This is a genomic window from Acidimicrobiales bacterium (assembly GCA_030747595.1).
GTDB lineage: Bacteria > Actinomycetota > Acidimicrobiia > Acidimicrobiales > MedAcidi-G1 > UBA9410.
Window position 1 is genome coordinate 67,626 of record JASLKK010000009.1, and the last position, 21,796, is coordinate 89,421.

The window sequence follows — 21,796 nt, forward strand, 5'->3', positions numbered from 1 at the left end:
TGTCTTCCCTTCTTCCTAGAGTTCGACCCTGCGCCACGGAAGTGGGTTGACCCCGGTTCCGTAGAGCGGTTGATCGTCGGATTCGTCGCCGGCTGGAATCCGAGTGGATCCGGTGAACCGGTCAGCGAGCATGTTGTGAAACCGGTGGAGTGGCTCCTCGAAACGCGGGGAAAGGCGGCCCGGCGTGTACCCGCCGGCGGTGAGGCCCTTTTGTCCACGCTGAACGATGTCGATGTCCTCACCGTTGACGTCCAGCCAGAAATCCCGGGTGGTGGCGAAGTCCTCGTCTGCAACGTGGGGATTGGACGGCGGTAGCAACCAGGTACAGACCTCACGGGTCATGCCGGGTGCGATCGGTTCAAGGCGCATCACGAAGACGTGGTTGGGAAGGATGCTAAGGAGCACGTTCGGGAACAGCGCGATGAACCGTCCACTGGCCATATGGGATTGGTCGAGCCCCTCGGCGGGGGGCATGGTCGCCCAGTCGCCCCGCTCGTCGTTGGACAGCGGGGTGGTGGTCTGACCGCAGTACATGCCGGCGCCCTGGTAGCGGTAGTGGTCTTCGACCCTGGAGACCTTCGCCAGTTCCGGATGAACCCAGCGAAGGTGGTAGTACTCCTGGAAGTTCTCGCTGATGAGCTTCCAGTTGGATTCGATCTCCATGCACTGGGTCAAGTGACTCCGCCAATCGGCCAGCCGGTAGCCATACAGCCGGTCGCCGAGGTCGCCGAACCATTCGTGTACCGGCGGGGTTTCTTCGGACAGGCAGACCACTAGAAGGCACTGCCAGGTATCGACCCGCACCGGGTGAAGCCCGTAGTCAGAAGGATCGAACCCGTCCACGCCAGCATCGGCGAACTTCGGAGTGGCCATGAGGGCACCGTCACGGTCGTAGCCCCAGCGGTGATATGGGCATCGGATCATGCTGCCTAACGTGCAGTCGTCCTCGAGCAACTGGGTACCGCGATGGCTGCACGAATTCATGAAGCCTCGAAGACGACCGTCGGCGTTACGGGTGAGGATCACCGAGCGGCCGGCGACCGTTCTCACAATGGCGCTACCAGGGGAATCAAGCTCGTCGTGGAGGCCGACACAGACCCACGAGGTGGCGAAGACGCACTCTTGTTCGTCGGCGAAGAAGGACTCGTCGACGTAACAGTCGGCCGGGAGCGCGTGGGCCTCGTGGACGGGACGCCGAGTCCCGACCCATGCCTCCTCGGTGGTCCATCGGGACTCCGGGACGAAATACAACTGTTCGGTGGAAGTGGTCATACAGCAAAGGGAGTCGCATTCGTGATCATCTGTCCACGGCGACAACGGCGCGACGGTACGCCCGGTTTCACTCTGTGTAAAGCATGAGTAATCTCATGGGACCATGAATCAGATCACTACCCACCAGTCCGGCGCAAGCGGCCCGACATCAAGGACCGGAGACCTCCCGTCGATCCAAGGACTGAACACGTTCGCCATAGTGGCACGACATGAAAGTTTCTCTAGCGCGGCAGACGAACTAGAGATCGGCCAGTCGGCGATCAGCCACGCCATCCGCCAGTTGGAACGATGGTTCGGTTGCGCCCTGTTCGATCGAGACCACCGGGGGATACGCCTCACCGCAGAGGGTCGGATCCTGGCTGACGGCGTGGGTGCCGGTCTGGCCCGTGTCCACCAAGCGGTCCGAGACGTCCAATACCTCCACGACCACCTCACCGAGGTGGTGACCATCTCGGTATCCACGGCCACGGCCAGCAACTGGCTGATTCCCCGTCTGACCCGATTCAAGGCCGATCACCCGGAGATCGACGTGCGATGTGTCACCACGGATTCGGATCGCAATTTTGACACCGGATCGGTCGACCTGTTCATCCCAGTTGGTCGGGCCCGTTGGCCGGGCTGCCAACGATGGGCCCTGACCGACGAGACCGTCTATCCGGTCTGCAGCCCGGAGTACGCCGCATCCGTCGGGCCGATGCCGTGGACATCCGATCAGTTGATGGGAGCGGACCTTCTGGCGCTTCAGGAACGACACCGATCCCGGATGCGATGGTCCGAGTGGTTAGCCGCCGCCGGCTCCGGTGTGCTGGGCGGGGCAGGTCAAGGCATCACCAATGACTACTCGGTACTGCTCCACGCCGCCATGGAGGGGCAGGGGGTTGCCCTTGGATGGCACCACCTGGTGTCCGACCTGGTAGCGCAGGGGCGCCTCGTGCGACCGATGGCTGAGGCGGTCACCACTGACGAGCCGTTGTGGCTGAACGCACCGCCGGGCCGCTCCCTCGACTCCGCCACTGAACTGCTGCGCGACTGGCTGCTCGACCACGCTTGAGGAAGTGCCGGCTGGGGGGCCGACCTAGGGTGCGGCCATGAATGAACCCGCCATCTCCGGCCTGCATGTCATCGACCATCCGCTGGTGGCCCACAAGCTCACCCAGATGCGACGGGTCGAGACGCCCAGTGGGCAGTTCCGATCCCTGCTGACCGAGATCAGTCTCCTCTTGGCTTACGAGGTGACACGTGACCTCGAGCTACGAAACGTCCGGATCACCACGCCGATGACCGAAACCGATCAGCCGGAACTGGTCGAGGATCCGGTGGTGGTGTCGATCCTCCGGGCCGGCAACGGGCTACTCGACGGCGTGCTCCAGGTGATCCCTTCGGCCCGGGTAGGCCATGTCGGCCTCTATAGGGACCACGACACCCTCGAAGCTGTCGAGTACTACTGCAAGTTCCCTCCGCTGAAAGGCCGAACGATCATCGTGGTGGACCCCATGTTGGCTACCGGCAACTCAGCCGCCGCGGCCCTCGACCGAATAAAGCTCGACGGGCCGGCGTCGATTCGGTTTCTGTGCCTCCTGGCAGCCCCGGAGGGCATCGAGGCTCTTCAGGTCGCCCATCCCGACGTGGCCATCTGGACGGCATCGGTCGACGAATGTCTAAACGAGGTTGGCTACATCGTTCCCGGGCTTGGAGACGCCGGTGACCGGATCTTCGGGACGACTTGATTCGGGGTTGTTTCGGTGAAACAAGTTCACGTTGGCGGCCGGCTGGGTGCCGCCGTGCTGATCCTGATGGCCTTCGGCCTGATGGCTGCCCTGACCACTGGACCGGCGCGAGCGGCCCCGACTGGTCTGGTGGATGTCGGTGAAGTGGAGGACACCGGGGCCGAGATCGGTGGGGCCGACGGCCACCCGACCAGCCGAGACCCCGGGGTCGTCTACCTGACTTTCGACGACGGTCCCGACCAACTCTTCACCCCGATCCTGCTGGACCTGCTGGATCGGCACGGCGCCCGCGCCACCTTCTTCCTCCTGGGACGGAACCTGGCAGCCCGGTGGGGGAGTGACGAGGTTCAGGACCTGTTGAACCGGGGGCATGCGGTCGGCAATCACTCCACTCACCACCGGAAGTTGACCGAACAGGATCCATGGAGCGTGGCCGCTGATCTCGAGGAAGCGTCGCTTCTACTGGCCGACCGGACTGGATTCCGACCCTCGTGCTGGCGTGCGCCCTACGGCGACCTTAACGAGATGGTCCACTCGGTGGCCGGTTCGCTGGACATGACCCATGTCGGCTGGACTGCCGATCCACAGGAGTGGCTCAACCCCTGGGTACCAGTAGTTGTTGACTACTTGACCCGAAAGCGGCGCGACGGTGCGGTGGTGTTGCTTCACGACCGGAAGTGGCTGTCGCTCCACATCGTGGACGACCTGCTACCGGTATTCCACGACGACGGATGGAGGTTCGATGCCTTGCCGACTTGTCGTGCCCCGGGGGAACGTGAAGCCCGGATGGCGACCCGGGGGAGCGATGCCACGCCGGTTGGCCGGGTGGATCGGGTAGCGACCGTCGGTGCTGTCCTGGAGGTCACGGGTTGGGCTTACGACGCCGACGCCCCGAGGGGCGGTCTGGACATCCGCGTGAGTGTGGGCGACCCCGACCAGGAGGCACCGACCACGACGGCGTCCCGGACAGGATCAGACCACGACTTCATCGTTCACCTGGACGAGGTTCCCGACGCCCTAATTTGCGTGTGGGCGGTTGACGCCGGACGACGACAGGACGCTTCCCTTGGTTGTCATCGCCCCGAGATCGCCCCCGAGGGGTGATGACACCCGTACCCTCCGTCGGGTGACACGGCAGTTTCCCAACGGGCCACCCGTAGACGAGGCAACGGCCCTCCTGTCCGTTCAGCACCGGGTGGCCCGCGCCATGAGCTTGGTGACCCGGCTCGAGATCGGGCCCCCACCCGATGTCACGCCCGGTCCGGTCATCCACGCAGCCAACCACCGGAGTCTGGCTGACCTCCTCCTGGCGGCCAATACATTCAGCCGTTGGGGATGGCCCATCCGCCCCCTGGTGGCCGGCTCGTACTTCAAGCGGGCGGGCATCGGTTGGCTGCTCAAGCGTCTACGTTGCATTCCAGTCGATGGCACGGAAGCGCTGGAGCTGGCCACCGATGCGCTGCACCAGGGATGGTCGGTGGCGATTATGCCGGAGGGTCGGATCGTGCCCGAAGCGGAATGGGCCCCGACCGGGGTGGGGCGTGCCCGTTCGGGGATTGGACGTCTGGCCATGGACACCGGCCTCCCGGTGGTGGCTATCGGCGCCAGCGGTACTGAACGCTTCTGGCCCCGCGGGGCGTCCATGCCTCGGATTAGGCCGGGTCACCGATTTCCTCTAGCCGTGAGCTCCGAGGTGGTGGGTGTCATTGCCGACGAGGCGGCCCGGGATGCAACCGACCGGATCATGGAGGCCATCGCCCGTCAGGTTGTCGAGTCGGATCGCAAGACCGGTCGAGTTGCCTGAGGGCTGGTGGATAAACCCTGAACGTGTCTGTAAGGGGCCCACGCGCCGAAGTCCGTTCGCAGGGCCTCGGAGACGAGCACCGTTTCCGGCGGGCTTTCGACAGTTCGGCGTTCGTCCAGCGCCGACCCTTGCTATGTCACTTCGGGCTCCTATTGTCCGTTCATGTCGTCTACACCCGTGCCCGCCGTCGAGGTTGAGGTACTGGCCACCTACGACTCCTCGGCAGACCTCGAGGGGAAGCGGAGGTGGACGCCGGACAAGCGAATGCAACTCGGTCCCGTGGGTCACATCGCTGACGAGCGTGAGCTCCTGCTGGGCCGTTCCTGGGAACACTTCGACGCCCACCTTGTGGCTCCGACGGTTGGAGCGGTGCTGCACGGCGTCGACCTGTCTGGCGACCTGCCAATCGAGGTCATCGACGATGTCCAGATCGCGCTGGACACCTACAAGGTCGTCTTCTTCCGTGAACAGCACTTGACCAAGGACCAGCACTTGAGACTCGCTCGGCGGTTCGGCGAGTTGGAGGTCCACCCGTTCCTTCCATCCGACGACTTTCAGCCGGAGCTGGTCCGTTTCGACAAAGGCCCAGACGTCGGCGGCTATGAGAACAACTGGCACCATGACGTGACCTGGAGAGAAAGGCCCTCGAAGTCGACCATCCTGCGGTGCGTCGAGGCGCCACCGATCGGTGGAGACACCTTGTTCGCTGACATGTGTGCCGCACACGACGGGCTTCCCGGCGACCTGCGAGCCGAGATCGACGGTCTCTCGGCGGTCCATTCTTTCGAGCGGTCGTTCGGCTCGCAGGTGCCCGATGAACGCAAGGACGAGTTTCGAGCCCTTTACCCAGAAGTCGAACACCCTGTGGTCTGCACTCATGATCGAACCGGCCGTCAGTTTCTCTATGTGAACAGAGTCTTCGTAGATCGATTCGTTGGCCGCAGCCATGGGGAAAGTATTGACCTATTGGACCGCCTCTGTCGACAGACGGATTACCCCGAATACCAGTGCCGTTTTCGCTGGGAACCAGGGTCTATCGCCTTCTGGGACAACCGGTCCGTCCAGCATTACGCGAGCAGCGACTACTGGCCCGCCGTGCGAGTCATGGAACGTGCCAGCATCAGGGGAGAACGCCCCGTCGCCTAATGCAGGCAGTATTGGACGCTTTTAGGAGTCCTGTTACCAGAGGCCGGTGCTCATGCCTCCGGCCAACGTTGCTCCCAGCTCAGTGGCTGCTTCTAGGTCGGCATCGGTGACGTCCCCCGTCACCACTAACGGCGGTATGACTGCCCGCCAGTCCAGACCAGTGGCCAGCGGGACCACGGCCTCAACCGCTGCAGATCCACCTCCCCCAGCCTTGACGAGGAGTCCGTAGGGCCGGGCTCTTGTGTGTTCCAGGCACGGGTAGTAGGTCCGATCGAAGAAGTCTTTCAAGGCTCCGGACATGTACCCGAAGTTCTCCGGGGTGGCTAGGAGGTAGCCGTCAGCGCCCAGGACGTCGTCGACGTCGGCTTCGAACGCTCCGCGGACGACCACGTCGACATGCATGCCGGCGGTTGCAGCTATTGCCGGGTCCCGAGCACCGGCAACTGCAGCGTCCACCAGCATTTGGGTCCCGCCAGAAGCAGAATGCAGGACCACCAGCAGTTGGAGCGTCTCGTCGTCTGTCACCGGGGCAGGGTCTTCATCTGAGATGGGTTCAGAAGTGATACGGGAAGTCGTCGAAGTCCTGGGGGCGCTTCTCCAGGAAGGCGTCACGACCCTCCCGGGCCTCGTCGGTGCCGTAGGCCAAACGGGTGGCCTCGCCGGCGAACACCTGCTGGCCAACCAGCCCGTCATCAATGAGGTTGAACGAGAATTTGAGCATTCTTTGAGCCATCGGACTCTTTGCGTTGATGGCGGCTGCCCACTCGAGGGCCGCCTCCTCAAGTCGTTCGTGCTCGACGACCTCGTTGACGGCGCCCATGGCATGCATTTGCTCCGCGTCGTATTCCCGACCGAGGAAGAAAATTTCCCGGGCGAACTTTTGTCCCACCTGGCGTGCCAGGTATGCCGATCCGAAGCCACCGTCGAAACTGGCCACATCGGCGTCGGTTTGCTTGAATTTCGCGTGCTGCCGACTGGCCAGAGTGAGGTCGGCCACCACGTGGAGGCTGTGACCACCGCCGGCCGCCCAGCCGGGCACCACGGCGATGACAACCTTGGGCATGAACCGGATAAGTCGTTGCACTTCGAGAATATGGAGGCGACCAGTGCGCGCGGGATCCACCGACTCAGCGGTGTCTCCGTCGGCGTAGCGGTAACCGTCCGTTCCGCGGATCCGTTGGTCGCCGCCCGAGCAAAAGGCCCAACCGCCGTCACTGCTGGACGGACCGTTGCCGGTTAACAGGACGGTGCCCACGTCGGAACTCATCCGGGCATGGTCCAAGACCCTGAACAACTCGTCGACCGTGTGCGGTCGGAAGGCGTTCCGCACCTCTGGCCGATCAAAGGCGATCCGCACTGTGGCCTGGTCCACGGCCCGGTGGTAGGTCAGGTCGGTCAGGTCGAAGCCCGGCACCACCTCCCACCTACTGGGATCGAAGATCGCTGAAATCGTGCGGTCCGAATCGTCCGTCGTCATGGGCCGGGAGCATAGGACCGGATCTAGATCGGGCTGGAACCAGCCCCGCGATCGCTCCGTCGATATCCGGCATTCCTGCTGAAGAAGCGCCAGCTCAGGGCATCTAGGGCACCCCAAAACCGGATAGGCATTCCTCAAGGGCACTTGGCGTGCCCGGCGCCAGACTTAGAGCTTCACTCAGTCCCATAGCCTGTAAATCGTCATAAGTGACGGGCATCATCTTCGACACCGCTGCATCTATCCAGGTGTCGTCTGGCACCGCCAATGCCGAGGTTGACGACTGATCGCCGAAACCGGTGATCACGGCCATGCCCGTTGGCCCTACGTCCAGCGTGGTGACCGTGAGGTCAGGCCGGTTCTCCCGGAGGAGCACGACCGCCTTCCATACGTCACCGCTCCACACGGCTGTCATCCGATCACGGGTGGACGTGGCAGCGTCGATCGGCAGGACGTCATGGACCAGCACCACCGTTCCCGGATGGGCGTAAGGCTCGATGGCCAGAACATCAGCCATCGCCACCTCGAAGTGATGCAGTCCGTCAACGAACGCCAGGTCCACCGAACCACCCAGGAGACCTGTGACGTCGTGAGACTTGAAGAACTCCTCAGAGGTGGCGGCAACCATCGTCCAGTCGGGATGGTCGAGGGCCGTGACCAGCGGTTCTGGGTCGACTCCCACGATCTTGGTCTGGGGTCGAACGAGGCCAAGCGAGTGTCCCTGATTGACGCCGATTTCCAGGTAGCGGACTGGTCGTAACCGTCGGTGTACGTCGACCAGGAGGTGGAAGTACGTCGGATAATCGACGTCTCCGGCTGCCGATACGGGCAGTTCAGCTACCGGATCTTCGTTCAATGGGTCCGTTGCCACCAGACGCCCGTCCAGTCAACCGGGACGACCACCTCGGAAATGTTGCATCTAGCGCGGTAGTCCTCGACGGCCTGCCGGCATGGTTCGAACGCCCCGTAGTCGTCCACGATCAGGATCCCGCCCACTGAGAGCTTCGGATACAGGTTCTCGAGTGCCTCCCACGTTGACTGGTAGAGATCGCCGTCTAACCGCAGCAGGGCGAGGCGCTCGATGGGGGCCGTGGGCAGCGTGTCGGCGAACCAACCCTCTAGGAAGCGAACTTGGCTATCCAACAGTCCGTAGCGGGCGAACGATGCCTCGACCTCAGGTCGCGAAACGGCCAGTGCCTCCACCTCGGAGAGGTCTACTCCCTTGTCTGCCGGCCAAGTTTCAGCATCGGGTGGCGGTAGTCCCCGGAACGAGTCGGCCACCCATACGGATCGGTTGTCGTCTCCCCATGCGGCCAGGGCACCTCGCATAAGGACCGTGGCTCCACCACGCCACACGCCGGTCTCCATCAGGTCGCCGGGCACATCGTTGTCGAGCACCATGGTCAGGCAGTCCACAAGGTTGTCGAGTCGCCGCCGACCGATCATGGTCTCTGCCGAAGCTGGCCAGTCGCGTCCTTCAGAGCGGGCTGCTATCTCGACGTCGGGTTCCATTTCTGGAAACAAATCCCGACACAGACAGCCGGCCATCAAGTCCAGATAACGACGACGAAGAAGAGCGGACGACCCATCGATCATTCTTGACCCTCCTTTAACCCCGTCCAGCGACTCCCGCCTGTCGTCAACGGTTGTCGGGTCGCCTCGGTCAGTCAAGGGCCTCAAGGGCTCCTGATTGGATTAGGACGTCGACATGCCCTGGATCCATTCCTAGATCCCCGGTGCAGAAACGGCGACTGTGTTCTCCGATGAATGGTGCCTGGAAGATTGCCGGGGGGCCCATGCCCGACCCAGTGAAGCACGGGCCGGCTAGAACAATGGGTCCCAGTCCCTGCTGATCGACGTCCATCAGGAAACCGCGTTCGGCGAGATGCGGATCCTCGAGCTGGTCGACACAGAACATCACCCGGCCGGCCGGTACGCCTTCGGCCTGGCAGCGATTCTGGACCTCGGCCCGATCTAAACCAGCCGTCCATTCGGCTACGAGCCTTTCTACACGTGCCCGGTCGGCCATTCGTCCCTTAGTGGTGGCCAACGAGGACTCCCGAGCCCAATCCGGGTTGCCCATGGCCCGACAAAGACCCTCCCAGTCCTTGTCCTCGCGAACACACACCACGACCCACCGTTGTTCACCGGCACAGGGAAAGGTTCCCCATGGCGCTCCACCTGGAGAGGAGTTCCCCCGGGGTTGCACACTGCCTGGATTGAGCGCTTCGGCCAGGAACTCGTCGGCCAATGTGGCCATGAGCGCCTCGACTTGAGCGACCTCCACGTGCGAGCCGGTGGCGCCCCGGTCCCGACCGACTACCGCGGCCAATGCGCCAAGCGCCCCGAGTCGACCGGCCAAGTGATCTGGGTGGATCGCGTTGCTGCCCGGAGGTCCGGCTCCGTCGTCGAATGCCCACAACCAACTGAGACCACCGGTCGTCTGGATGGTGGGACCGTAGCCAGACCACTCGGCCTGAGGCCCCCGTGACCCCATCAACTGGCTGGACATGAGAACGGCGCCAGGGTTCATCCGATGGACGTCGTTCCAACCGATCCCGAGGGCAGCCATCGTGCCCGTCGAGTTGTTTTCCACGATGACATCGGCCCACGCCACCAGATGTTCGATGACCTGGAGGGAGTCCGGGTGCTTTAGGTCGAGACCTAGACACCGCTTGGTCCGATTCGACGACGCAAACGGGCTGCTCATCTCGCTGCCCATGATGATGCGGATGAAGTCGGGATAGGCATGGCTTTCGACCTTGACCACGTCGGCGCCGTATTCGGCAAGCATGCGGCCGCATTCCACCCCGACACCGCCGTGTCCCAAGTCGGCCACCCGTAGGCCCCGTAACGGTAGATCCGATGCCGGTCCTAGTGGCGAGGACATGGTGAAACGGGGGCCATCGAAGGACGCCTTGTGTTCACCGGGTTCGGGGGCCCGCTGTCGATGACCGATACGAACTCCGTCGATTTCCATGGATCCGGCAAATACTGGTGCTTCTACTCCAGGGGTGACCTCGGCGGTCGTGAAGGTGCCTCGGGCAGCAAAGTGTTCATCGGTTAGGAGGTCAGCCGGTGAGAGCAGGGGAGTGGCCACCACCCCTCGGCGTTGGGCTTCGCGGCATCCTTCGATCATGGGCAGCCCGGCCCAGTGTCCGGCGTACAACTCATTGATGACGTCGGCGTTCATAAGCCGGTTGACGTAGTCGGCCCAGTAGTCATCGGCGAACGCCTCGGGTGAACCCATCCACTCCCACATGGCAGACCACTGGCGTCGCGTCATGATGACGCATCTGACCTTGCCGTCGGCGGCGTCGAAGGTCGGGTACATCGGGCTGTCACCAGACCGCACCGTGGGCGGAATCGACCCCCTTCGGAGACTGTCGCTGGTATTGGCCAGACCCCAGGTGTTCATCTGGCTCACCGCCTCCAGAGCCGACACGTCGAGGTGTTGCCCGCCGGCTCCTCGGGCCCGATGGACGAGGGCGACGAGCACAGCAAAGGCGCCCAGAATGCCGACGGTGTCACTGGCGATCGATCCAGGCAACAGGAGTGGCGGCTTATCGGGCACCCCACTCAGGGACTGCCAACCCGACAGGGCGAAGACCACGTCATCGGTGGAGGCAAGGTCCCTGTCGGGGCCGGTCTGACCGAAGTCGGTAAGAGATGCCACCACCAGCTCTGGGTTTGCAGCCAAGAGGACGTCCGGGCCGAGTCCGAGTCTGTCGAGAGTCCCCGGTGTCCACGACTCAACAACTACGTCAGCGTCCGCAACTCGGGCCAGGAAGGTCTCCCGGTCTCGGACGGCCTCCGGATTCTGCAGGTCTAGGACCGCGGATCGCTTGTTGGAGTTGCGTACAGCGAAATGTAGTGACGACCCGTCCGGGCCAAATGGAGCCCTTCGGCGGGACTCCACCCCTTCCGGCGGCTCGATCCGTAGTACATCGGCACCGAAGTCGGCTAGTAGTCGACCGCAGAGGTCGCCCCGACCATCTGTCAGATCGAGTACCCGTAGGTCGGCGAGCGGATGACTTGTGGGGGCCATGCGCGATGGTCTACCACCTGCCCCCGATGGCCATGGAACCCACGGGTACCCTCTCGGCCGAGACGATTCCCTTCACCACAGTGCCACTCCGACCTATCCCCACCTCCGTTGCGTCCTCCAGACGCCTGCTCGTTTGGCGAGCGCACCGTCTACGGGCTGTTGTTCTGGTCGGACTGATGGCCTCGTTGTTGACCGGAACGCTCCTGGTGGCCGTGCCGGCCGGAGCGGTCAAGGACACCGATTCCATTCGGGACGCACGGGACCGCAGGGAGTCGGCTAAGGGCCTGGCGGCGGAGGCTGCCGAGGCACTCGGGTTGGTGGAGGCCGCCGACGAGCAGGTTTCGGATGCACTGCACGCCCTTGACGATGCCGTGGCGCTCCAGGAAGCCAAGATCCTCGCGGCGCGGCAGGCCATCGAGGCTGCCGAGGCCGAGGCCACTCTGCGGTGGGTTCAAGCCGAGGAAATCTCCGTCGAGGTGACCGATCTACGACAGCGGATTAGGGAGTTGGCCGTCGACGTCTACATCGGCCGGATCCGCCCCGGCAACCTCCTGGAGTCCGATGACCTGACCGCCGGGGTTCGGCGTGCTGCCATCCTCGATGCGGTGACCGGCGACCGGGGAGATCTGGTGGACCGGATGCGGGCACTGGAGTCCGACCTCGAAGACGTCGCACGGTCCGCCGATGACGCGATCATCGACGCCCAGGCCCGGCAACGCGAGCTTGAATCGTCAATCCTCGTCTTGGATCGAAGGATCGCCGCCAAGGAGAACGTGAAGGGTGAGCTCCAGAGCCGTATTACGGACTATGAGGCCGAGATCAGAAGCTTTGAGCGGCAGGAATACTTGATGGCAATCCTGATCGACAACCTCATCGCCGAGGAACTCCGGAAGTCGGCCCCTGATCTGACCAAGGAGTCAGGCCAGGGGTTCATCATGCCCATGGAGGGCCGCCTGACGTCCTGGTTCGGCCCCCGCATGCACCCAATCTTTGGAACGATGCGTCAGCACAACGGTGTCGACATCGGCTGTGTTCGAGGACAGCCGATCTGGGCCGCTAAGGCGGGCAAGGTGATCTTCGCGGGCATGAAGTCCGGATACGGCAACGTCGTCCTGATCGAGCACGAGGGTCCGGTCATCACGCTGTACGCACATCAGGAGGACCTCCTTGTATCGACGGGCTATCAGATCGATAAGGGGGAGGTGTTGGGAAGGTGCGGCTCAACCGGCTGGTCGACCGGACCCCACCTCCACTTCGAGGTTCGTACTGGTGGCGAGCCCAAGGACCCGATGATCGTGCTCCCAGGCTGAGGCAATCCGACTATCGCTCAATGGGTCTTGTGGTTGTGCAGAGAGGCCCGAGGAGCCCTCTGCACAACTTTGCGAGTCGGTTAGGCGCCCGCGGCCACCACCGCCGAATCAGCCGACAAAGGCCGAGGCGAATACCAACGAGACGATCGTCATCACCTTGATGAGAATGTTCATGGCCGGGCCCGATGTGTCCTTGAAGGGGTCACCCACGGTGTCGCCGACGACGGCAGCCTTGTGGTTATCCGAACCCTTCCCGCCTAGGGCGCCGGCCTCGATGTACTTCTTGGCGTTGTCCCAGGCGCCACCGGCGTTGGCCATGAAGATGGCTAGGCAGAAGCCGGAGACGAGGGCGCCGGCGAGGAAGCCCCCGAGCGTGTCCACGCTGATAAAGCCCAAAACGAGGGGCACCACTACAGCGAGTGCACCGGGGATGATCATCTCCTTAAGCGATGCGGCCGTCGAGATAGCCACACAACGGGCCGAGTCAGGGTTAACGCCCGGTTGGCCCTCTCGCAGACCTGGGATCTCCCGGAACTGTCGACGGACTTCTTCGATCATCTCCTGGGCGGCGCGGCCCACGGCGTCGATGGTGAGGGCGGCGAATAGGAACGGAAGCATGGCACCGAGGAAAAGGCCGATGAACACCTCCACCTGACCAACGTCAAGGCTGAGGGAACCACCCGCCTGGGCTACGGCGAACTCAAAACTCTTGAATAACGCTAGGGCGGTGAGGGCCGCCGAACCGACGGCGAAGCCCTTGGCCACGGCTGCCGTGGTATTGCCTAGGGAGTCCAGGGCATCGGTGACCTCTCGAACGCTTGGGTCCAGTTCAGCCATCTCGGCAATGCCACCGGCGTTGTCGGCGATCGGCCCATAGGCGTCGACCGACACGACCACGCCGGTGGTGGCCAGCATGCCGATGGCGGCCACGGCGATGCCATAGATCCCGCCGTCGAGGTTGCCAATGGTGTCGAACGCCATTTCGCCACCCCAGTAGGCGACACCCACACCGATTGCAAGCAGGCCGACCGATGCGGCCACCGAGACCATGCCGGCGGAGATGCCACCAAGGATGGTGGTAGCCGGTCCAGTCGCCGTTTGGCCGGCGATCTTCTTCACGGGAGCGAAGTGGTCCGAGGTGTAGTACTCGGCGGTCTTCCCTAGAGCCCATCCGACTAGTAGGCCACCGATCACAGAGATAGCCAGACCAAGTGGGGACTCGAACGCAGGGTTGTCGCCGAACAGCCAGTAGGAGATGCCGAACGTGGCGATCACGGTGAGTCCCATCGCTACGTTGGTGCCCATGTGGAGTGCCTTGGAGAGGGCCTTGGAGTCCGTCGACGTGCCGCCCTTGACCAGAAACGAGCCGATTATCGAGGCGATCATTCCGGCAAAGGCGATGGCCATTGGGAACGACAGCAGAGAGATGTTGGTGACCGCGCTGGCCTGCTCGGCACCCAGGCCGAGGGCAAATGCCACCAACGAGATTGGAGCAAGGATCGAGCCGGCGTAGCTCTCGAAGAGGTCGGCACCCATGCCGGCCACATCGCCCACGTTGTCGCCCACGTTGTCAGCAATGGTCGCTGGATTTCTGGGGTCGTCTTCCGGGATGCCTGCTTCCACCTTGCCCACAAGGTCTGCACCGACGTCGGCGGCCTTGGTGTAGATGCCGCCACCCACTCGGGAGAACAGGGCGATGGACGAGGCTCCAAGGCCGTAAGCAGTGACGACCTCGAAGGCATCGTCGACCTTGAGGGCTAGCACGAAGACCACGTAAACAGCCATGAGGCCCAGCAGTGCCAACCCGGCGACGGAAAAGCCCATCACGGCGCCCCCGCGGAAGGCAATGGGGAGTGCCTTGCCGGGACCAGATTTGGCGGCTTCGGTCGTGCGGGCGTTGGCCATGGTGGCGACCGTCATACCGATGTAGCCGGCCAGAGCCGAGAGGACGGCACCGATTACGTAGGTGATGGCAGCGGCCGGAGCGATCAGGATGCCGATGATGAGGGCCATAACGACCACGAAGATCGATACCCAGCTGTATTCCTGCTTCAGGAAGGCCCGGGCACCCTTCTGAATCTCGGTCATCAGGAAGATCATGCGGTCATCGCCGGGCGAGGCGGCCTTCACATTGCTGAAGAAGAATCCGGCGAGCAGAAGGCCGAGAATGGCCGACGCGCCTGCCAGATAAGGGATGGCGTCCAAGGAAGGATCTCCTGGTGATTGAAACGGTTCTCGACCCGCCCGTGTTCATCGGGGCGAGTGGGCATCCGGCGCACGCCTGGGAGGCGGGATCGTCACGGAGCCGAGGGCACTCTAGTGAGTGGGACCCGTGGCTCGACGATCTGGGGCGTGATTATCCGGAACAGATGCTGGCGGTCGGGGAGTCGGTCGGCCAGCATGACCTGGTGGAGCACGGTGAAGATGGCCGAGATTTGGAGGAACTCAGGATTGAGATGTTGGCCTGGAGGCAGGCCTTGTCGCCGGATGTCGTCGCGCGCCATTCAGACACGGTGGTCCAGAGGCTCCGGTCACTTTCCGAGATGGAGGCACCAGGGACGATCGGTGCGTATGTGGGGGTGAGGGGAGAGATCGACCCGGTGGCCCTGCTCGATGATCCGCACATCCAGGTTGCCCTTCCGGTGACCACCCCCGGTCAGGTGCTGCAGTTTGTGGTTCCTGTCGGCCCTCTGGTCCGGGGCCCCTTCGGCATCCATGAGCCACGCGAGGGTCTCAATGTCGACCCGATGTCCCTGAGCGTCGTATTGGTGCCTCTGGTGGCCGCCGACCGAAACTGCAACCGCCTAGGCCACGGTGCCGGCTTCTATGACCGGACCTTTGCCGGTTTGATCACCGACCGTTCCTCTGGTCCCCTGTTCATTGGCCTCTGCCACGACCTCCAGGTTGTTGACTCGCTCGCAGCCCGAGAATGGGACGTTCCTCTCGACATATTGGTGACCGAGGTGGGCGTGATCCGGCCGAAGACCTAATCCGGGCGATCCACCTTCCAGCCTTGGATTGATCAGCTGAACAGGTCGATTGGACGGGCATGCCACCCCCTGGGTCCTCCGGTGGGCGATGATCGCGAGGTGAGAATCATCGTGGTAGGTGCCGGCGAGGTCGGCACCTACGTAGCCGACCGTCTCAGTACCCAGGGACACGACGTGACGATCATCGAAGTCAGTGGTGAACGCGTCCGCCGGATCCAGTCCGAGTTGGACGTCGAGATCCTCCGTGGTAGCGGTACTGACCCCGAAGTCTTGACTGAGGCGCGTCTCGGGAAGGCCGAGTTGCTCGTTGCAGTGACCAAGCGTGACGAGGTCAACATTTTGTGTGCCCTGATGGCTCGCAAGGCGGGTGTCAGCAAGACCATTGTGCGGGTGGAGTCCCGCTCTCTGCGTCGAGCCCAGGCGGTGTCGCTGTTCGAAGGAGTCGACGACCACCTGGTCATTGACCCCGACGAGGAGGTCGCCCATGCCGTACGACGCCTCATCCGATTCACCGGGGTGTTGGAATTCGACGAGATGGCCGGCGGCGAGGTCGTGGTACTTACCGCTCGCCTCCCCGGAGCAGCCCCATTGGTGGGCAAGTCGCTACGGGAACTGGGCCGGGAGTTGGAGCCCGACTGGGGTTTCATCGTGGGTTCGATCACTCGCCGGGACAACGGTGAGGAGATGGAACGGACGGCCGTTCCCCGTGGAGACTGGACCCTTCGGGAGGGGGATCTCATCACCGTCGTTTGCAAGAAGGACAACCTCGACGACGTGACGACCCGGATGGGCATGGAAAGCCAACGCTCGGACCGCGTACTCCTTCTGGGCGGCGGTCGAACTGCCGAGTTGCTGGCAGAGTCATTGCTTGCCCAGGGCCGGTCGGTTGGCATCATCGAAATGGATAAGGCCCGGGCCGATTATCTGGCGGAGAACCTGGACCGAGCTCTGGTGTACCACGGAGACATCACTGACGCCGTCCTGCTCGACGAGGCCGAGGTCGCCCGTCAAGATGTGGTGGTTGCCCTGACCGGGGAGGACCACGCCAATGTGTTGGCCTGCCTGTACGCCAAATCGGCTAGCGATTCCACCGGTGGTCGACGAGACCAGCAAACTGAGACCATCGCCGTGGTGCACCGACTGAAGTTGCTGGATCTTCTCGAGGCACATCAGGTGGACGCCACTATCAGCCCGCGGACGGCCACTGCCAACAGTGTCCTCCGGTTTGTGCGGGGTGAGGGAGACACAGTGGCTGCCGTCTCAACGTCCCTCCACGGTGACGCCGAGGTCCTGGAGTTCGCCGTGTCCCCGGGATGCAAGTGCGACGGCAAGAAGATTTCTGACCTCGGGCTTCATGAGGACGTGCTGATCGGCGCCATCGTGCGCGACGGGAAGGCCCAGATCGCGAGGGGACGGAGCACACTGAGGCCACGCGACCATGTGATCGCCGTGGTCCGTCCAGGGCAGGCTGCCCACCTCTCCTCGCTGTTCGGCTAGGTCGGCGGTCCGGATGAATCGTCCGGTGGGATCTGATATCAGGCCACGGAGCGGCGGACGTGCGCCCTGGCCTTCGTGGGCCGCCGCCGCTGCGTGGTCGATCGCCGCAGCATTGGGTGCCACTTTCCTGCTTGCCGTGACGGCCGGGTTGATTGATCTGCTCGGCGACGGCGACGACACGACAGCCCTTCTAATCGTCGGAGGTGCCGCAGGACTTCTGGCGGCGGTGATCGCCGTATGGGTCCGTCCACCGGATCGGGTCCGTGATGCCGACGTCCTGTGCGCCTTCACGGGCAGCCTGGTGCTCTTCATCGGGATGGTTGCCGGCCTCTTCCTGCTGGTCGACCCGGCGAGCGGCTTTGCGGACGCCCTGTTTAGGGCCGGCACGTCGGCAACCACTACAGCTATGGAGGCCTACCCGGTCGAACCGACGGAACATGCCGAGCGATTTCTGCTCGGAGGCGCCCAGTGGCTGGGGGGTATCGGCGCACTCCTGCTAGCGGTCGCTGTGTTGCCTTTCTTCGGAGCAGGGCGGGAGTTCGCCGACCGATCACGTCGAGGCGGTCGACGTCCCATGGCCCCCGACCCTGCCACGGCGGTGCGCCATTTAGTCATCGTCCATGGTCTGGCGTCTGGATTTACCCTGATCGGCTTCCTGCTGGTCGGGATAGCACCGTTGGACGCCGTACTCCTGGCGATGGCCACCGCATCCACCGGCGGACTCGTGAGCAGCCCGGACCTCGAGTCGGCGGCGGCGCAGTGGGTAGCCGTGATCGGTATGGCTGTTGCCGGCACAAGCCTCGTGGTTCTGTGGCGGCTTGGTGTCGGCCGAGTCCGTTCTCTTCTCCGTTCCACCGAACTTCAGGTTTATCTGGGTCTCCTGATCATCGGCTCCGCCCTGTTCTTGTTGTGGACCGACGGGTCGGGCGTTGATGGGGTGCGACGCGCCGCCTTCACTGTGACCGCCGCAGTCACCACCACCGGGTTCCCGTCGACTCCGGGCGGCAACTGGGCGCCGGCTGCGCCGGTGTTGCTGCTCGGCCTCGTCTCGATCGGGCCGATGACCGGTTCGGTCGGCGGCGGCTTCCAGATCCTCCGGCACCGGATTCTTGCTCGGGTAGCCATCCGGGAACTGCTTCGACAACTCCACCCGCGAGCTGTCATTCCGGCCCGGCTGGGCGGCCGGATCGCCGCGGAGAACACACTGGCCCGTGTCGTAGTGACGCAGTTTCTCTTCGTTAGCGTGCTCTTCGTGACCGCTGCAGTGGTGGCCTCGGCGGGCTTGGAACTGGCCACCGCTCTCGGTGCTGGAATCCATGCCATCTCGACGGCCGGACCGGTTCGGACATTAGATGGCACCTTGGTAGATGTCGGCGCCTGGCCGGCCGGCGTCCGACTAGCCCTCCTGCCCGCCATGGTGGTGGGACGCCTGTCTGTGTACCCGGCAATAGTGGCCCTTGGCGCCGGTACGACTCTGATCCGTGATCGGGTCCGTTTCCGACGACGTCTGACTGCCAGTCTGAGCCGCTCGCCTGGTGGCCGCCGGCACCCTCCGGGTACCGACCAATGAGCCCATTCCGCCGCTTCCCGTTCGGTGACCGTTGGGCGAGCACCACGGCCAGCGTTGCCGGTATGGCGATCTTGTTCGTGGCTGCTGGCATGGCCGTGGCAACGTCAGTGGCGATGGTCGACGGACGTGATGCCATCGCTCTGGCGACGGCTACGGCGGTCACCGGGTTAATTGGGCTGGCGCTATTCCACGTGGCCAAACCTGATTCCCAGGATCAGGCGGCGGTATTCAGTGCCGTCGGGACGACCTGGCTGGTGGCGTCGCTTCTGGGAGCCCTGCCGTACCTCCTTGCTGGCACGTTTGCCGTGGCAGGGCGTCCGTGGGCCATCGTGCTGGCCGATTCCCTATTCGAGTCGATCTCCGGCTTTTCCTGCACCGGGTCCACGGTCTTTGGTAGTCACAACCCGATCGAGGCCCAGGGGTCGGGCATCCTCATGTATCGCCAACTCACGCAGTGGGCGGGCGGTATGGGCATCGTTGTACTGGTGGTGATGGTCCTTCCGTCGCTCCGGTCTAGCGGCCTGGGCCTTATCGACGCCGAGGCACCGGGGATGGGTGTGGACCGTCTCGCACCGCGCATCTCCACCACGGCAGTCTGGTTCTGGGGGATTTATGCTGGGTTCACCGTGTTGGTGGCCCTCGGGCTGTTTGGGGCGGGGATGGGACCGTTCGATGCGGTCGCCCATGCCCTGAGTACCGCGTCGACAGGCGGCTTCTCCACCAAGGATGCATCAATTGGCCATTGGGACAGCCTGTCCATCGAGGTGGTACTGGTTGTGGCCATGCTCCTCGGAGGGGCGAACTTCACCCTGCACAGCAGGATGCTTCGAAGGCGCCGAATCGGCCACCACCGTGACCCGGAGTTCCGGGGTTACCTGGCCATGATTGCCATGGGAACACTGTTAGTGACCCTGCTCCTGGTCGACGATGGCATGGGGCTCGGAAGATCACTCCGGTCGGCGATCTTCAACGTCGTAACCCTTGGAACGAGCAGCGGCTTTGGCAATGCCACAGGTGAGGGAAGTGCAGGGGACTTCACGTCGTGGTCGTCGGGACCCCAGATGATTCTGCTTCTGTTCCTGGTGTTCGGAGGCTGCACGGGCTCGACGGCCGGCGGTGTGAAGGTGATGCGTCTTCGTGTTGGCCTGTCCCATGCCTACCGGACACTGCGGGCCTTCCGGCGTCCCCGGGCCATCCTGGTCGTCCGGCAGGGGGCCAACACCGTTCCCGAGCACCTGGTGGAGCGGATTGCCGGCTTCATGGTCGTGTACGGCCTCCTGGTGGTCGGTGGCACCATGGTCGTGGCAGCGTTGGGCACCGACCTGATTACAGCGGCTGGCGGAGTCATCAGCTCGCTGGGGAATATGGGCCCGGCCCTGGGTGATGCCGGACCGACGGCGTCGTTCGCCGACGCCTATTCGACTCCGGCACGAATGGCTTTGGCCATCCTCATGCTGATCGGTCGTCTCGAGATCTTCCCCATGTTGCTGATGCTGGTGGCGCCCTACCGGGCGCTGGACGGTGCCACTCGGGGCATGCGAATCCGACTACGTCGCGGTCGACACCGCTGACCGGCCGTCACCTTCAACCAGCCAGAACTGCGTCCAGTAGACGGCCTAGCAGCGCAGGATCCTCACTTCCACAGAACTCCCGAGCGCTGTGCATGGCGAGTTGAGCCACTCCGAGGTCCACGGTTCGCAGCCCCGTTCGGGCAGAGGTGGACGGACCGATAGTCGAACCGCACGGCATATCGGAACGGCTCACGAATGACTGCAGCGGAATCCCAGCCCGTTCGGCAAGATCACGAACCTCGGCAGCGCCCGGCGCATCGGTGGCGTATCGCTCCTTCGCATTGAACTTCAGGACCGGGCCGCCGTTGAGTAGCACGGGGTGATCGCCGTCGTGTCGGTCTTGGTAGTTGGGATGGGTGCCGTGGGCACCGTCGACTGAGAGGACGAGCGCGCCGTCTAGCCGCCGGTCGTCAAGCCCAACGAAGCGACGCAGCGAGCGAACCAGGAGTGGACCACCTGCTCCGGTGGCCGAGACGCTGCCAACCTCCTCGTGGTCGAACAGCGCCAGGACTGGCACGCCAGCGCCCGCACGACCCCCAACAACGACCGGTTTGCGGTCCGAGGAGTCGCCCGTTGAGTCAGCGGCAGTAATGAGCGCCTCAGTGCCCGCGTGGCATGACAGCAAATCGTCAAGTCGGGGCGCGCTTACGAACTCGGCGCCCGGTCCCGAGAGGACGGAGGGGGAGAGGTCGTGGAACATGGCGTCGAAGGCCAACACGTCGGACGGGTCCACGTCAGCGAGGGCGGCTAGTGAGCCGACGAAGGCCCCAGGTTCCGCTAGTCCGGCACCCATGACCGGCGAGAGGTGGTTCTGGGGGTTCAGGACTAGGCCTTTATCGGTTACTCCACGATCTAGATGGATGGCCAGCTGGGGGATGCGGGCTACTGGGCGGTCATCGCGCACCAGTCGCACGGTCCGGCCGGCTCCCTCACGGATCACAACTCGACCAGACACGCCGAGGTCGCGGTCTAACCAGGAGTTCAAGAGAGCACCGCCGTAGACCTCGACGCCCACCTGCCGGAGGCCAAGGCTCCCATGGTCGGGGAGCGGCTTGACCCGAAGATTCGGGCTGTCGGTATGCGCCCCGATTATCCGCAGAGGTGCATCCGACGATCGGCCTTCGTCTACCCAGGCCACCAGAGCACCGCCTGAACGGAGGTACCACCGGCCCGGCTCCGGACGGGCGTCGTCGGCATCCAGTCCGCGGAATCCGGCCCCCTCAAGGCGGCGTACCGACTCGGCGACGGCATGGAACGGACTGGGGGAGGCATCGATGTATCGACAGAGGTCACTCGCCCGGGCATTGTCTACGGTAATCATCCCGCTATTCTGGTTGGTACACAGTCCTCCTGAGGTGCCCGGCGACGGGAACCCGAGGGAGGCCAT

General features: G+C 63.8%; 18 protein-coding genes. 10 read left to right on the top strand and 8 right to left on the bottom strand.

Going from position 1 to position 21,796, the window contains the following annotated elements:
- Positions 1–15: 15 nt before the first annotated feature.
- Positions 16–1,272: an aromatic ring-hydroxylating dioxygenase subunit alpha gene (locus tag QF777_08490; GenBank protein ID MDP6911586.1), complete on the bottom strand. Its 1,257-nt coding sequence runs from the start codon at positions 1,270–1,272 to the stop codon at positions 16–18.
- Between the two features lie 103 nt (positions 1,273–1,375).
- Here QF777_08490 and QF777_08495 point away from each other — a divergent pair, with 103 nt between their 5' ends.
- The 5 genes from QF777_08495 to QF777_08515 all read left to right on the top strand — a co-directional run bounded on the left by QF777_08495 (position 1,376) and on the right by QF777_08515 (position 5,949).
- Positions 1,376–2,323, top strand: a complete 948-nt coding sequence (locus tag QF777_08495; protein ID MDP6911587.1) for a LysR substrate-binding domain-containing protein — start codon at positions 1,376–1,378, stop codon at positions 2,321–2,323.
- A gap of 37 nt (positions 2,324–2,360) precedes the next feature.
- Positions 2,361–2,999 carry a uracil phosphoribosyltransferase gene (gene upp, locus QF777_08500; protein MDP6911588.1) on the top strand — a complete coding sequence of 213 codons (639 nt, stop codon included), beginning with the start codon at positions 2,361–2,363 and terminating at the stop codon, positions 2,997–2,999.
- Between the two features lie 15 nt (positions 3,000–3,014).
- Entirely contained in the window at positions 3,015–4,103 is a 1,089-nt protein-coding gene (locus QF777_08505; protein MDP6911589.1) for a polysaccharide deacetylase family protein, read from the top strand.
- Between the two features lie 22 nt (positions 4,104–4,125).
- Entirely contained in the window at positions 4,126–4,803 is a 678-nt protein-coding gene (locus QF777_08510) for a lysophospholipid acyltransferase family protein (GenBank protein MDP6911590.1), read from the top strand.
- A 162-nt stretch (positions 4,804–4,965) separates the two neighbouring features.
- Positions 4,966–5,949, top strand: a complete 984-nt coding sequence (locus tag QF777_08515) for a TauD/TfdA family dioxygenase (GenBank protein ID MDP6911591.1) — start codon at positions 4,966–4,968, stop codon at positions 5,947–5,949.
- Between the two features lie 33 nt (positions 5,950–5,982).
- Here the strand turns inward: QF777_08515 and QF777_08520 are convergent, their stop codons facing one another.
- The 5 genes from QF777_08520 to QF777_08540 all read right to left on the bottom strand — a co-directional run bounded on the left by QF777_08520 (position 5,983) and on the right by QF777_08540 (position 11,471).
- Complete coding sequence (locus QF777_08520) at positions 5,983–6,474, bottom strand: NAD(P)H-dependent oxidoreductase (GenBank protein MDP6911592.1); 492 nt, start codon at positions 6,472–6,474, stop codon at positions 5,983–5,985.
- 28 nt (positions 6,475–6,502) lie between these two features.
- Positions 6,503–7,426, bottom strand: a complete 924-nt coding sequence (locus QF777_08525; protein ID MDP6911593.1) for a 1,4-dihydroxy-2-naphthoyl-CoA synthase — start codon at positions 7,424–7,426, stop codon at positions 6,503–6,505.
- 103 nt (positions 7,427–7,529) lie between these two features.
- Positions 7,530–8,294, bottom strand: a complete 765-nt coding sequence (locus QF777_08530; GenBank protein ID MDP6911594.1) for a class I SAM-dependent methyltransferase — start codon at positions 8,292–8,294, stop codon at positions 7,530–7,532.
- Entirely contained in the window at positions 8,276–9,019 is a 744-nt protein-coding gene (locus tag QF777_08535; protein ID MDP6911595.1) for a TylF/MycF/NovP-related O-methyltransferase, read from the bottom strand. The genes QF777_08530 and QF777_08535 overlap by 19 nt, the downstream gene beginning before the upstream one ends.
- 67 nt (positions 9,020–9,086) lie before the next feature.
- Positions 9,087–11,471, bottom strand: coding sequence for a CoA transferase (locus QF777_08540; GenBank protein ID MDP6911596.1), 2,385 nt, complete (start codon positions 11,469–11,471; stop codon positions 9,087–9,089).
- A gap of 176 nt (positions 11,472–11,647) precedes the next feature.
- Between QF777_08540 and QF777_08545 the strand changes: the two genes are divergently transcribed.
- On the top strand, positions 11,648–12,781 hold the full coding sequence (locus QF777_08545) for a peptidoglycan DD-metalloendopeptidase family protein (protein ID MDP6911597.1): 1,134 nt from the start codon (positions 11,648–11,650) through the stop codon (positions 12,779–12,781).
- A 108-nt stretch (positions 12,782–12,889) separates the two neighbouring features.
- Here QF777_08545 and QF777_08550 read toward each other — a convergent pair whose 3' ends face one another.
- On the bottom strand, positions 12,890–14,986 hold the full coding sequence (locus tag QF777_08550) for a sodium-translocating pyrophosphatase (GenBank protein ID MDP6911598.1): 2,097 nt from the start codon (positions 14,984–14,986) through the stop codon (positions 12,890–12,892).
- A 14-nt stretch (positions 14,987–15,000) separates the two neighbouring features.
- Here QF777_08550 and QF777_08555 point away from each other — a divergent pair, with 14 nt between their 5' ends.
- From QF777_08555 to QF777_08570, 4 genes are all read left to right on the top strand, one after another.
- Positions 15,001–15,771: a 5-formyltetrahydrofolate cyclo-ligase gene (locus QF777_08555; protein MDP6911599.1), complete on the top strand. Its 771-nt coding sequence runs from the start codon at positions 15,001–15,003 to the stop codon at positions 15,769–15,771.
- A gap of 99 nt (positions 15,772–15,870) precedes the next feature.
- Entirely contained in the window at positions 15,871–17,268 is a 1,398-nt protein-coding gene (gene trkA, locus QF777_08560) for a Trk system potassium transporter TrkA (GenBank protein MDP6911600.1), read from the top strand.
- 25 nt (positions 17,269–17,293) lie between these two features.
- Positions 17,294–18,838 (top strand): potassium transporter TrkG, encoded by a 1,545-nt coding sequence (locus tag QF777_08565; protein ID MDP6911601.1) that lies wholly within the window; start codon positions 17,294–17,296, stop codon positions 18,836–18,838.
- Entirely contained in the window at positions 18,835–20,409 is a 1,575-nt protein-coding gene (locus QF777_08570) for a TrkH family potassium uptake protein (GenBank protein ID MDP6911602.1), read from the top strand. Before QF777_08565 ends, QF777_08570 begins: the two co-directional genes overlap by 4 nt.
- A gap of 13 nt (positions 20,410–20,422) precedes the next feature.
- Here the strand turns inward: QF777_08570 and QF777_08575 are convergent, their stop codons facing one another.
- The gene (locus QF777_08575) at positions 20,423–21,730 is read right to left on the bottom strand and encodes a M18 family aminopeptidase (protein ID MDP6911603.1); all 1,308 of its coding nucleotides are present in this window, start codon (positions 21,728–21,730) and stop codon (positions 20,423–20,425) included.
- Positions 21,731–21,796 lie beyond the last annotated feature (66 nt).